Below are 12,906 nucleotides of genomic sequence, written 5' to 3'. Positions count from 1 at the left end.
AAGGCTATCTTAACATTAATAGCTGAATTGCCGAATAGTATAAAAATACTATTTTCATGTCAATCACCGGTGAGGCGCTTGGTGTGACTCACCGCTTTGCGAAGGCGTGGAAAACAACAGAGCGGAGACCACGGTCTCCGCTCTCCATAAACGTTATCCCGCAGTTCAACTGCGGGATAACGAATTTACACCACCGGCTCTTCCACAACTTCGGGAAGGTCCTGTTGCTCAAGGATGATCTCTCCGTCGGCATTCATCGTCACTAGGATCGAATCGCCGTGTTGGAATTCTCCGCTCAACAACTTATCCGAGAGCGGATCTTCCACCTTCTGCTGGATCACCCGGCGGAGGGGGCGGGCGCCGAATTCGGTATCATACCCAAGGTCCGCGAGGGAGGCGAGGGCTTCGGCTGTGGCGGTCAGGATGAGGTCATGTTCTTTGAGGCGTTCGGCGACTTTATCCAATTCAAGCGTAACGATCTGCTGGATGTCTTCCTTGTTGAGCGCGCGGAAGATCACGGTCGCATCCAAGCGGTTGATGAACTCGGGGCGGAACGCGCGTTTGAGCGATTCGTTCAACTTCTTGCGCATGTCTTCATACGAGAGGCGCTCTTCGGTCACTTCATCGCGTTTGAGCGCGAAGCCGAGCGACGATTGTTTCTTGATCACATCCGCGCCGATGTTGGAGGTCATCACGATGATCGCGTTGCGGAAGTCCACTTTGCGGCCCTTCGCATCGGAGAGGTGACCCTCTTCCATGATCTGCAACAACATGTTGTGCACTTCGGGATGCGCCTTCTCGACTTCATCGAAGACGACGATGGAATACGGTCTGCGGCGCAGGGCTTCGGTGAGTTGACCGGCTTCTTCGTAGCCGATATATCCCGGAGGCGCGCCGACGAGACGGGAAGCGGTGTGCCTCTCCATGAACTCGGACATGTCGAGTTGGATCGCGGCTTCTTCACTGCCGAACATGAACTTGGCGAGTGTTTTGGTTAATTCGGTTTTGCCGACGCCTGTGGGTCCAAGGAACATGAACGAACCGATTGGGCGTTTCGGGTCTTTCAGCCCGGCGCGCGCGCGGCGGACGGCGCGCGAGATCGCCACGATGGCATCTTCCTGCCCGATGATTCCCTTGCGGAGTTCATCTTCCATCTTGAGCAGACGTTGCGATTCTGCTTCGGCAAGTTGCATGAGCGGAACGCCCGTCCACATCGAGACGACTTCAGCAATATCTTCCGCCGAAACGACGGGACTGCTCGCGCGATCCCAGCCGGTGCGCAGGCGTTCGATCTGCTCGCTCAATTCGGTCTCGCGCTCCTGCCATTCGATGATGTCTTCGTTGTTGCCTTCTTCTTGCGCGAGGGAGCGGTTTTGTCTTGCCTGCCTCAACTGACCAAATAGGTCTTTAGCATGTTTCGCGGCGGGACTCTTGTACATGCGCACGCGCGAGGAAGATTCGTCGATCAAATCTATCGCTTTATCGGGGAGGAAGCGTTCGGTCACGTAGCGCGTGGATAAATGCGCGGCGGCTTCGAGCGCTTCATCGGATATCACCAGGTGATGATGTTCCTCGTAGGCGGAGCGAATCCCTTTCAGGATTTGGATCGTCTCTTCCTCGGAGGGTTCGTCCACTTGGATGGGTTGGAAGCGGCGTTCGAGCGCGGCATCCGATTCGATGTGCTTGCGATATTCGTCCATCGTCGTCGCGCCGATGACTTGCAATTCGCCGCGCGATAACGCAGGCTTGAGGATGTTCGCCGCGTCTACAGAGGAACCAGCGGCGCCCGCGCCGACGAGCATGTGCACTTCGTCAATAAAAAGGATCGCGCCTGATTGTTTGAGTTCATCAATGACGCGCTTGAGTCGTTCCTCGAATTGACCGCGATACATCGTGCCAGCCACCAGCGAGCCGACATCGAGTTGCAGTAATCGTTTGTTCATTAATGGAGCGGGAACGTCGCCGTCAACAATTCTTTGAGCAAGTCCTTCAACAATGGCAGTCTTGCCGACGCCGGGTTCGCCGATCAACGCGGGGTTGTTCTTCGTGCGCCGCGCCAAAATTTGAATCACGCGCTCGATCTCCATTTGGCGACCGATGACAGGATCGAGTTTTTTCTCTTCCGCTTTCGTGGTGAGGTCGGAAGCCAATTGGTCAATGAGCGGGGTTTTCTGATTGGGCTGGGCGCCGCGCGCGGGTCCCACACCGGCAGGCGTCGGGGAGGAAGAAGCGGACTCGTTTAACACGCGGCGAGTCTGCCGGCGGATCTGATCCGGCGTCACGCCGAGCCGGCGCAACACTTCCAACGCCGCGCCGTCCACGCGGACTAGTCCAAGCAAAATGTGTTCCGTGCCGATGTAATGATGACCGAGTCGGCGCGCTTCATCTACGGCAAGTTCGAGCACTTGCTGTGTGTCGCCCGCGAGTTCCACGCGGCTGGGGTCGAACCCAACCGAGCCGGAGGAAACGCGGCGGATCACCTCGCGCACGCGGTCCGATGTCATTCCAAGTTCGCGCAGGACGCGCCCTGCTACTCCGCCCTCTTCATCCATTAAACCTAACAATAAGTGCTCTGTGCCGATATTATTGTTGCGGGATTGCTCAGCCTCTTGGTGTGCCAGGCTCAAAACCCGTCTTGCTCGCTGTGTAAATCGCTCCATTCCAGCCATGATTTTTTCTCCTGAACGTGGATGTATTCTACCAAAAAGCCCAACGAGTCGTTGTAGGAAAAAGATTAGAGTTTATTTACAACGCTGATACAATGATGTAAGGTTGAAAATTCTTGTTGTCAACCTTGCGAAGGTTCTCAACCTTCGCAAGGTTGGATAAAGGATGGATGATATGCAATCAATTTGCGTTTTTTGCGGATCTTCGGATGCGGTTCATTCCGACTATTTTACTGCCGCGCGTTCCCTCGGCATTCTCCTCGCGGGCAGAGGGATTCGGTTGGTCTACGGTGGCGGCAAAACCGGCTTGATGGGCGCGGTAGCCGACGGCGCGCTCTCTGCCGGCGGGGAAGCGGTGGGCGTCATCATCCCATCGATGAACAACCCGGCTCTTGCACATGACGGGTTAACCCGCATGGATGTTCCACCCGATATGCACGCCCGCAAAGCAAGGATGCACGAACTCGCGGAGGGATACATCGCCCTGCCCGGCGGATTCGGCACGTTCGATGAATTGTTCGAGACCATCACCTGGGCGCAGACCGGCGCGCACCAAAAACCTGTGGGATTATTGAACGTGAGGAATTATTATGCGCCCCTGCTCGCCGCCATGGATCATGCGGTGGAGGAAGGCTTCATCTTCAATGAACATCGCAATTCGATCTCATGCGACCCTGACCCCGTAAAATTGTTGGAGGCGATGGCGAAGTATGAACATCCACATGACGCGGTGAAGAGGTGGATGAGGGAGGAGTAGTCTGTTAGTCTGTTAGTCTGTTAGTCGAGTAGTCGAGTAGTCTCATAGTCGAAGTATGTGTGAGCATGAATATTTCATGGCTTGAACTTCGGATAAAAGATTTGCAAGCACAGGCAGAGTTTTACGCCAACGCGCTTGAACTGCTATATATGCAATCATTCCCCGAGACCCATCCACACTTTAACGCGTTTCCATGAAGAAGGTTTTTCGCGTTTTTCCAGCGACTGTTGCTTGATCAATTTTCTGTAATACTGTTCATGCAGAAGTTGCGCGCGCTCGTGGTCGTAGTGTTCGGCGAGACGGCGGCTTTCCTCGCCCATTTGTTTTGCCAGCGCGGGCGAGTCGACGATCTGCGAGATGGCATCTGCCATGGCATGGACGTCACCGGGTTTAACGAGATACCCGTTGCGGTTGTGATGCACCACTTCGGGAATGGAGGTGGCTTCGAATGCCGCGAGGGGCAGTCCGCTTGCCGCGGCTTCGAGGAGCACCAGCCCCTGCGATTCGACTTCCGACGCCATCACGAACACGTTCGCCATGCGATAGACCGCGGGCAGGCCGTCATCCATTGAAATGTAACCGGTAAAGTGGACGCGGTTCTGTATCCCTAGCGAGTTGGCAAGGCTGACAAGTTTTTCCTTTTCTTTTCCATCTCCTACGATCACCAAATGCGCGGGCGAGACGTCCATCACTTCCGCCGCGGCATGAATGACGCGCTCGACCATTTTTTCCGGGTCAAGCCGCCCCACGTGCAGGATGAGGGGAACGCCGAAGGGGAGATTCAGTCTCCGCTTGGCGGCGGCAGTTTCCCCGTCGGAAAGAGGCGGGCGAAACAGGCGCGTGTCAATTCCGCACGGGATGGTTTCCGAGTCGATGCTCATGGCGCCGGTCACGATATCCGAAACGGTTTTGGTGGTGGTAATGATCGAAGTGGATTTGCGCGCGAGGATATCCAGGTATTTCCAGCCCGCTTTTTCCACGGCTTTATCCAGCCCGCCGCGATCGGTGAGCACGGCGGTCACGTACCACGGCAGCATGTGGACGGTGAAGGTGGTTGGGATGTGCGCCCGTTGGGCGTATTCGAAACCAACCCAGCAAAGAATTGGCTCGTGAGAGTGGATAATATCCGGCCGAAATTTTTCGAGCGCTTTTAAAATGGAGGCGCGCGGATACACGAGGAAGCGTTGACCCACTCGCAAGGGGTGGTGCATTGATCTTAGCCGTTGGACGGTCAGATTTTTTTGGGTGGATATATAGGGATGATTTTTATCGCTTGCCGCGATGACCAGCACTTGATGCTCGCGCTCCGCCATGCCTTTGGCAAGCTGTTCGACGACGATCGAAGCGCCGCTGATCATGGGGGGGTAGGATTGGGTGATGTACGCGATTCTCATAGCGATTCCGCGCCGGCGCGGTTCAATCCTTCACTTACGGCTGGTTCGCCCTTTGGTAGCGTCGCGCCACGAACCAGCCCGCCACTCCCAAAAGGATAAACCCGGCGAGGAAGATCCAGATCAGCGCGGGAATCTGGTTGACGTACGCGCCGACAGTGACCGTGAGAATGCTGGCGATTCCGCGCCCCAGCATGTTTGCCAGTAGGAAGCGCCGCGGCTCCATGTTGCCGAGACCCGCCACGTAACACATTGCGTCGTTCGGTATCAACGGCATGACGAGGGTGATGACGTAGAACGCCACGCCCTGGCCCGCCGCGCTTTTATCCCAGCGGTCGAGGGTGGCTGGGGCGATCCATTTTTCGGCGAAGGGGCGTCCAAATTTGCGAGAGAGCCAGAACGCGATCTGTCCGCCCAGCACGAGGCTGGTCCATGTGATGAGGATGCCGCCGATGAAGCCGTAGATGTAGCCGCTGGCGATCATCAATGCCTGACCGGGGATGAAGGCGATGAACGCCTGGAGGATGAAAAGAAGGAATAGCACGGCGGGTCCCCAATAGCCGTATCCGCGAATCGATTCGATCACCGCGTTCAGGTTGCTGAACCAGCGCAGAGAGTCGATGATGGGCAGGCGATAGACCCACAATAGAATCAGCGATAACGCGATCGACGAATAAAGAATGATTTTTTGTAACGACATGGTTTGAATTATGCGCGCGCCCGCATGAACGCGTTGACCGTTCCGTAGAATCCTTCATTCAACTCTTCGAAGGTAAAGGGACGCGGCGGCTGGTGGAAGGGGTAGGTGAGTCTCACGACGTTCATATCCGCAAAATGGGTTTCGGCAATGCTCAGCGTGGCATCGAAGCGCAGGAGCGGATCGTAAATGGACATGGCGAAGTAACACGGCGTTGTGTGTTTTTCCGAAGGCGGGTCGAACTCCATCGTTAAAATTTCGGTGATCTGCGAGGAGAGAATATCGAACGTGGTGGTGGTGGTGCGCGGAAGTTTTCTCTTGAGCGGGATGGTGTTTTCAAGTTTGCCGATGGCGCGCACAAACGCAATGGCGATCGAGAGCGTACGGGGGTTGCGCACGAACTTCACGAAGAAGGTCTGTACCCAGCGCCGTTTGAACTGCTGGATGACGTGATACAACATGGTCAGCCGCGTTTTCGAATAGGGAAGCGCCCTCCACCCGAGGCAGGGGGCGATGAGGATCAGGCGGTCGATGCGCGCGGAGAGGCGTTTGAAGGCGCGCATGGCGAGGATGCCGCCGAAGGAAAACCCCATCAAGTTGAAGCGTTCGTATCCGAGTTTGTCGGCGAGTTGTTCCACCAGTTCGGCGACCCGCGCGCTGGAAAACGATCCTGTGAACGGCGAGGATTGCGCGTGCCCGGGCAGTTCGAAAAAATAGACCTTGAACCATTGCCCCATGAATTGGACGAGGGTGAGCCAGTCTTCCCATTCTGAAATAGTGGCGGGCACCATGATGAGTGGTTCGCCTTCGCCCACTTCCAACACGTGCAGGCGCGAGAGGGGCAGGTCGATGAAGTAGGTTTGATATGATGGCGGCTGAGAGGTGGACACATTCATCTCCTTGATCTGCCCATCTATAGCAGTTTTGATGGGCAAATGCAAGGGTTGGAGGCTGTCAAAAACCCCTCAGGCTTTTTATGTTTAGATTCTTTACCATACATGTAAGGGTATTGACCGCAATGCGCGCTACGGTCGCCAAGTGAAAAAGGCATTCTGTTCGTTCTTTGTGGCGGCACTTAGGGTTCGTAAAAATATAAATTCCTTGTTGAGATGCAGTTCGATTTGCTTGGCAAATCGTGCATCCCGCTCGCAGTACAACTGCTCGCGAACAAAAACACGGGAAGTTATTAATTTACAGACCCTTAGCGGCACACTTGTGCGGGAGAGAGTTCAAAAATAAATCTTTGTTGCTTATCAGATCGCGCCAAAAACTAACAATTGAATTTTTAAAGCAAAGACAACTGCATTTCGGAGCGAGTTTTCTTTCTTGTTTTTTCGGATAGTCGAGGAAGTTCGTAATTTGAAATAAAAAGCTCATTACCCTTCTCAGCCTTTCCTTGTTTGTAATTGTTCATCCCGTACTGCAATTCCCACTCGTAAATATTGGCAAACGAAAAGTTGTTTCTAATTTCAGACGAGTCATCATAAGTAATCAACCATGAATGTTTGCACGCTTTTACCCCCCGCGCAAAATCATCGTGGTTAAATTCGGTATGAAGAATTCCATTTTTTCCATATAACCGCGATTTGGTTGCTTTGAAATAAGGCGGATCAAGGAAGGTGAACACTTCCTTATCTCCATCTTTCAAGAGTTCCCGATAATCCAAATGGGTAATTTTCACTCCATCCAAGAGTTGCCCCATTTTTGCGACTCGTTCGATGGAAGATTCAGTAAACCTGCTTTCAAACGCAAGTTGCGAAAATCCGCCAGATTCAACAACGCCAGAAAATGTGATGCGGTTTAGTACAAAGAAACGAATGGCGCGCTCAAACTCGGTTAGAGTTTTGACGTCAACTTGAAGCAATTCATCGAACAATTCCTGCCCATTGCGCCTTTCCTTCCTAACCTTTAATATTCCACATGACAGTTTTTCTGAATCGGCTTGGGCGTATTTCCAGAAAAAATAAAGTTCTGGGTTTAGATCGTTTATCCAGATCTTCAGATCAGGTTTTTTCTGCTTTAGGTATATGAAAAATGAGCCGCCGCCCACGAAGGGCTCGCGGTATTCATCAAACTCTTTCGGCAGAAGATGTTTCATCTGCTTGATTGCCCGTGATTTTCCGCCGGGATAGCGCAGGGGAGTTTTTATCTCAGCCATTGTTGCCTCTAATTTCAATGGTGAGATTTTTGTTATTGGTTGCTTCTAGATTTAGTTTGTTTAGAATTTCTTGATATGCTCTTGAGACCTTGTTCAATTTGACAAAATTATAAAATTCCACTTTTCGGCAGGGAAACTGGATATTGCCTTTTACTTTGTTTCCTGTCAACTTTAAACGCGCTGAAAACCTGACCTTACGTCCCCGCACTTTTAACGAATGAAGGTTGGCAAACAATATCAGTTTGAACAACCCATCTTTGATATCGGAAATTGACGGCAAAAACTTCTTTGTGGAATTTTTTGACTCTTGAATAATATACCCACTCCTACCGCGTAAAACTTCATCAGCCGTAAGATGATATACGCCGCCAAGGTAATTTTCGATCAAGAAGACACTTTTTCCACCGTCTTCTAAATATTCCAGGTTGTGTTCTGTTTTAGATTCTCGAAGCGCGGCCCCTTGAGAACCCTTCAAGGAAATATCCCTGAAACGGCGATAATCTTGTCTTACAGATTCAAGGTACTGAAGCTTTATTCTGCCAGGATGGACTTTAACTTTTGTTTTAGATGAAATAATCTCATACGAGGTAATGGCTTTTTCATAGATTTCTACAAAACGGTTTTCAAACAAAGTCCGATTCCAGTGCAAGGCGCTTTGTTTGTACGAAATTATTGCCTTAAGTTGGTCTTTGACAGATTTGGCATTTAACTTCTGACTGGTTAATTTATCCCTGTTCTTTTGCGTTGAACTACGATTTTTCTCGGCGTTCTCGTAATATGCTAAAACAATATACACATTCAATAAATTCATCCACGAAATGGTGGAATATTGAATTTTGTCTAAGTCCCCATCCAGCCCCTCATCCTTCATAACTGGAATAATTGTCACAATTTTCTGTGAGTTGTACGTGTTGTACAATCGCGCAAAAGGATAGGTTCTTGTGCGCTTGGGCGAAGTCCATTTGGAGTAGGCAACTTGTCCATTGGGATGATTAATGATTCCAAAGGATTTGGCTTTATTCACGTCAAAATCATTAAAGCCGTACTCTATCAAGCCGCTTGCTAAATGGGCTTGATAACTCATATCTTTGATAAATCCTTGAAGGCGTAGCGGCTCAGACATTTTCAATTCTCGTGATTAAACTTGAATCGAGTATACAACACCTCCCCTCTACCAACAAGCGACCCTCTCAATGCTATACTCAACCTCATGCTCCTCCTTGCCTTCCTTGCCGCCATAGTCGCCGGCGCGGTCAACGCTCTCGCCGGCGGCGGGACGCTCATCACCTTTCCCATGCTTGTCTTTTTGGGAATCCCGCCCGTCACTGCCAATGTGACGAACACCGTCGCGCTGTGTCCCGGCTATTTCGGCGGGGCGTTTGCCCAACGCAACGACCTGCGCGGGCAGGGGAAACGTCTGTGGTTGGTCTTACCCGCCGGAATCTTTGGCGGCGTGCTGGGCGGATTTTTGTTGTTGCAGACCGGTGAAAAGTTGTTCAGCGACCTCGTCCCATTTTTGATTCTGCTGGCGTCGGGCTTGCTTGCCGCGCAGGACCCGATCCGGGCATGGCTCACGCGTCGACTGGGCGCATCGCATGGTTCGCTCGAATCGTTCACATGGCTTCCGGTAGGGCTGGCTTCGGTCTATGGCGGGTATTTCGGGGCTGGGCTGGGTGTGATGCTCCTTTCAGCGCTGGGACTGACCGTCAATGACACGCTCACGCGGTTGAACGCGTTGAAGCAGGCGGTATCGTTCATCGTCAACGTGGCGGCGGCGGTCTTCTTCCTGTTCTCGGGAAAAGTCGCATGGACTGTGGCAATTGTCATGGCGGTCGGAGCGTTGCTGGGTGGGATGATCGGCGGCAGGCTGGCTGGTCGCGTCAAGCCCTCCGTATTGAAGGGGATGGTCATCGTCATTGGCGTGTGCATTTCCATCCTCTACTTTTTTCGAGGCTAAACTTTCCGGCTCTCACCATCGGTTCACTCATCGCTTTTTCATCAATTGTCCTTCATCATTCATCCCTCCTGTTTTATAATCCCGCCACAAATTCCAAAGGAGTCTCTGTGCGAAAAATTTTATTCACTCTGTTGCTTGCCAACATCCTGCTCACTGCCTGCGCTCCATCCGCCTCCGACGCGCCCGCAAAGGCGGTTGAAAATTACCTGAACGCGCTCGTCGCCAAAGACGCGGCTCGTCTTCCCACGCTCGTCTGCGGCGACTGGGAGGAGGACGCGCTCATCGAACTCGACTCACTGCAAGCGGTTAACGCGCGGCTCGAGAACGCGGCCTGTTCGCAAACGGGAACCGACGGCAACTTCGCCCTCGTGGATTGCGCCGGCAGTATCGTGCTCACCTACAACAACGAAGACCAGAACCTTGACCTTTCGCTCGTCACCTATCAAGTCGTGGAAGAAAGCGGCGAGTGGCTGGTCTGCGGCAAGCAATAGACTCAAGAACTGATGGTACGTAATCCAACCATAGAAACGCGGAGTCGCGGAGAAACAATAAAGGGATTTTCTCAATGTCTCTGCGACTCCGTGGCTATTGCGCAAGGTGAGTTAAGAACATCCCGCAGGATTCTGCGCGGATGATGATGCGACTATTTAACCTGCGGGACGACTTTTCTTTATGGGACTGACACAGATCGGCGCTTCGATCCTGACCGCGTTGCTGGTCGGCCTGTGGGCGCGCGGCGCGGCGCGTGGATATTTTCTCCTCGCCCTCAGCGCGCTCGCCCTCTTTTGGTTCCAGCCCGCCGTGCCGCTCCGTTCCTTCGACTTTTGGATTCCCTCGCTTTCGATTTTCCTTGTCGTAATCGTTTGGTTCATCACCTCCACTGCCGGCGCGTGGAAATCTCGCCAGAACCTTATCGGGCTTGCCGTCCTCATCGGCATGATCGTCCTCGTCGACCTCACGCGGTACATTTTCCCCAACCCTATCCTTACAACAACGACTGCGCCGAGACTCATCATTGTTATCGGCTTTTTTGTGGTTGCCGCATTTGCCGTTGCGACATCAACAATTCTCTCGCGTCGACTTGCCTTCACCTTCTCTCTCGCAATTATCTCGCTCATCATACTTCTCCTAATTCTCAAATCCCCGTTTCTCTCTCTTCAAGCCAGCATCTTCTTCCGCGCGTTGACCAACCGCCCCCTCGACACTGCCTCCGCGTTGGACTTGCGCTGGCTCGGGTTTTCATACATTTCTTTCCGTCTCATCCATGTTTTGCGCGATAAACAAACGGGACGCCTGCCCGAACTGTCACTACCGGAGTTTGCAACCTACGTCGTTTTCTTCCCCTCGTTGTCCGCCGGTCCCATCGACCGCGCCGAACGGTTCGCCGGAGACCTGCGCGCGGAATTTCGCCTCACACAAGATGAAACTTTGCTGGCGGGTCAACGGATCGTGGCTGGTTTGTTCAAAAAATTCGTCATCGCCGACACGCTGGCGTTACTGGCGCTCAACGACGCGCTCGCGGCGCAAGCTCACACAACAGGCTGGCTGTGGTTCCACCTCTACGCCTATGCCTTCCAGATCTATTTCGATTTCAGCGGCTACACCGATATTGCCATTGGCGTTGCGCGTCTCGCGGGCGTCAAACTCCCTGAAAACTTCACCTCGCCGTATACCAAACCCAACCTCGCGCAATTTTGGAACTCGTGGCATATTACCTTGACGCAATGGATTCGCGCCTACTTTTTCAACCCCTTCAACCGCTGGATTCGCGGCTACAAATCCCTGCCCACATGGGCGATGCTCCTCGCCGGTCAGCTTGCCACGATGCTCATCATCGGCTTATGGCACGGCGTTACCATGAACTTCATGCTCTGGGGCGCCTGGCACGGTTTTGGACTCTTCCTCCAAAACCGCTGGAGCGATTTCACAAAGACTCGTATTGCGGTTACTAATCCGCGCATGCAAACAGCCTTGCATATCGGCGGCGTCTTGCTCGCCTTCCACTTCGTCGCGCTCGGCTGGGTCTTCTTCGCGCTGAGTTCGCCCGAGTTATCATTCCGCGTGCTAATGAAACTATTTGGGTTCACCTAACCACCCACCGATTTCTGGTTACCGATCGCTTGCTCTTTTACTAATTTACTAATTTGCCGACTTGCTCTTTTGCCGATTTGCTCTTATGCCTACCCCTCGCCTCTTCCCCCTCCTCCTCAAAACAACACTCCTCTTTGTGTTGCTCAATTTTGCGTTCATCTTTACAAATAACATTCCTCTCGGCAAACTCTCGCTCTACAACAAAATCTTCCCAGGGCGCGAGCGTTTTCCCTTCGGCGAAAACCAACGCGGATACAACCTCAGCCTGTTCAATCTCGATGCCATGTTTGCCGCGCATGTTCTCGCCGGCACACCCAAAGCGGACGACGAATTCCGCGTCCTGCTCATCGGCGACTCATCCGTGTGGGGCACGTTGCTCACCCCCGAACAAAACCTCGCGGGACAGTTGAACTCACAAAATATCTCAGCCTGCGGAAAGACCCTCCATGCCTACAACCTCGGCTATCCATACATCTCGCTCTTGCAAGAGCTGATGATCCTCGACGAGGCATTGCAATATCAACCCGACATGGTCGTCTGGCTCACAACGCTGGAATCGTTCCCGCAAGAGAAACAACTCACCGCGCCGCTCGTTGCCAACAGCCCCGGACGCGTGAAAAAATTAATCGCCAAATACCAATTGCATCTCGATCCCAACGACCCGGCGCTGAACCACCCCACCGTGTGGGACCAAACGCTGATTAACCGCCGCAAAGAGATTGCGGATCTCATCCGCTTGCAACTGTACGGCGCGATGTGGGCATCCACTGGCGTGGATCAGTTCTACCCCGAATCCTACGAACCCGCGCAACTTGATTACGAAAAGGACGATGAATTCCACGGCATCAAACCCGCTGAAACATTACAGGGCAAACTTTCGTTCGAAATCCTCGACGCCGGCATGAACGCCGCCGGCGCGCCGACCCTCCTCGTGAACGAACCGATCCTCATCAGCAACGGCGTCAACTCAGACATCCGCTATAATTTTTTCTACCCGCGCTGGGCATTCGACGAGTACCGCGCCGCGCTCGCCGAACACGCCTCCGCGCAAGGCTATCCCTACATAGACCTGTGGGACCTCGTCCCAATGACCGAATTCACCAACAGCGGCGTGCACCTCACGCCCTTTGGCGAATCGATGCTTGCCGAAAAGATCGGCGCATCCATTCAAAATTTTTGCAAATAGGAA

General features: G+C 53.0%; 11 protein-coding genes. 5 read left to right on the top strand and 6 right to left on the bottom strand.

Annotation, left to right across the window (positions count from 1 at the left end):
- Window positions 1–185 precede the first annotated feature (185 nt).
- The gene (locus IPM31_03640; protein ID MBK9006065.1) at window positions 186–2,669 is read right to left on the bottom strand and encodes an ATP-dependent Clp protease ATP-binding subunit; all 2,484 of its coding nucleotides are present in this window, start codon (window positions 2,667–2,669) and stop codon (window positions 186–188) included.
- A gap of 172 nt (window positions 2,670–2,841) precedes the next feature.
- Between IPM31_03640 and IPM31_03635 the strand changes: the two genes are divergently transcribed.
- Complete coding sequence (locus tag IPM31_03635) at window positions 2,842–3,423, top strand: TIGR00730 family Rossman fold protein (protein MBK9006064.1); 582 nt, start codon at window positions 2,842–2,844, stop codon at window positions 3,421–3,423.
- A 155-nt stretch (window positions 3,424–3,578) separates the two neighbouring features.
- On the opposite strand, the gene IPM31_03630 is transcribed toward IPM31_03635, so the two are convergent.
- From IPM31_03630 to IPM31_03610, 5 genes are all read right to left on the bottom strand, one after another.
- On the bottom strand, window positions 3,579–4,817 hold the full coding sequence (locus IPM31_03630; protein MBK9006063.1) for a glycosyltransferase: 1,239 nt from the start codon (window positions 4,815–4,817) through the stop codon (window positions 3,579–3,581).
- Window positions 4,818–4,851: 34 nt separating this feature from the next.
- On the bottom strand, window positions 4,852–5,514 hold the full coding sequence (locus IPM31_03625) for a TVP38/TMEM64 family protein (GenBank protein ID MBK9006062.1): 663 nt from the start codon (window positions 5,512–5,514) through the stop codon (window positions 4,852–4,854).
- 8 nt (window positions 5,515–5,522) lie between these two features.
- A complete protein-coding gene (locus IPM31_03620; GenBank protein MBK9006061.1) occupies window positions 5,523–6,401 on the bottom strand; it encodes an alpha/beta hydrolase in 879 nt (292 codons plus the stop codon).
- A gap of 395 nt (window positions 6,402–6,796) precedes the next feature.
- Window positions 6,797–7,669: a DNA adenine methylase gene (locus tag IPM31_03615; GenBank protein ID MBK9006060.1), complete on the bottom strand. Its 873-nt coding sequence runs from the start codon at window positions 7,667–7,669 to the stop codon at window positions 6,797–6,799.
- The gene (locus tag IPM31_03610) at window positions 7,662–8,792 is read right to left on the bottom strand and encodes a hypothetical protein (protein ID MBK9006059.1); all 1,131 of its coding nucleotides are present in this window, start codon (window positions 8,790–8,792) and stop codon (window positions 7,662–7,664) included. The genes IPM31_03615 and IPM31_03610 overlap by 8 nt, the downstream gene beginning before the upstream one ends.
- Window positions 8,793–8,879: 87 nt before the next feature.
- Here IPM31_03610 and IPM31_03605 point away from each other — a divergent pair, with 87 nt between their 5' ends.
- From IPM31_03605 to IPM31_03590, 4 genes are all read left to right on the top strand, one after another.
- Window positions 8,880–9,626, top strand: coding sequence for a sulfite exporter TauE/SafE family protein (locus tag IPM31_03605; protein ID MBK9006058.1), 747 nt, complete (start codon window positions 8,880–8,882; stop codon window positions 9,624–9,626).
- Window positions 9,627–9,733: 107 nt separating this feature from the next.
- A complete protein-coding gene (locus IPM31_03600; protein ID MBK9006057.1) occupies window positions 9,734–10,117 on the top strand; it encodes a hypothetical protein in 384 nt (127 codons plus the stop codon).
- A 181-nt stretch (window positions 10,118–10,298) separates the two neighbouring features.
- Window positions 10,299–11,717, top strand: coding sequence for an MBOAT family protein (locus tag IPM31_03595; protein MBK9006056.1), 1,419 nt, complete (start codon window positions 10,299–10,301; stop codon window positions 11,715–11,717).
- Between the two features lie 85 nt (window positions 11,718–11,802).
- The gene (locus IPM31_03590) at window positions 11,803–12,903 is read left to right on the top strand and encodes an SGNH/GDSL hydrolase family protein (protein ID MBK9006055.1); all 1,101 of its coding nucleotides are present in this window, start codon (window positions 11,803–11,805) and stop codon (window positions 12,901–12,903) included.
- Window positions 12,904–12,906 lie beyond the last annotated feature (3 nt).

This window comes from Candidatus Defluviilinea gracilis, from assembly GCA_016716235.1.
Taxonomy (GTDB): domain Bacteria; phylum Chloroflexota; class Anaerolineae; order Anaerolineales; family Villigracilaceae; genus Defluviilinea; species Defluviilinea gracilis.
Note: the sequence above shows the minus strand (reverse complement) of the source record. Positions and strands in the feature narration are given on the sequence as shown.

Bases quoted from the DNA above. Each gene is read 5' to 3' on its own strand.
- IPM31_03635 (MBK9006064.1), top strand. From the start codon at position 2,842: ATGCAATCAATTTGCGTTTTTTGCGGATCTTCGGATGCGGTTCATTCC.
- IPM31_03640 (MBK9006065.1), bottom strand. From the start codon at position 2,669: ATGGCTGGAATGGAGCGATTTACACAGCGAGCAAGACGGGTTTTGAGC.
- IPM31_03605 (MBK9006058.1), top strand. From the start codon at position 8,880: ATGCTCCTCCTTGCCTTCCTTGCCGCCATAGTCGCCGGCGCGGTCAAC.
- IPM31_03625 (MBK9006062.1), bottom strand. From the start codon at position 5,514: ATGTCGTTACAAAAAATCATTCTTTATTCGTCGATCGCGTTATCGCTG.
- IPM31_03615 (MBK9006060.1), bottom strand. From the start codon at position 7,669: ATGGCTGAGATAAAAACTCCCCTGCGCTATCCCGGCGGAAAATCACGG.
- IPM31_03630 (MBK9006063.1), bottom strand. From the start codon at position 4,817: ATGAGAATCGCGTACATCACCCAATCCTACCCCCCCATGATCAGCGGC.
- IPM31_03610 (MBK9006059.1), bottom strand. From the start codon at position 8,792: ATGTCTGAGCCGCTACGCCTTCAAGGATTTATCAAAGATATGAGTTAT.
- IPM31_03590 (MBK9006055.1), top strand. From the start codon at position 11,803: ATGCCTACCCCTCGCCTCTTCCCCCTCCTCCTCAAAACAACACTCCTC.
- IPM31_03595 (MBK9006056.1), top strand. From the start codon at position 10,299: ATGGGACTGACACAGATCGGCGCTTCGATCCTGACCGCGTTGCTGGTC.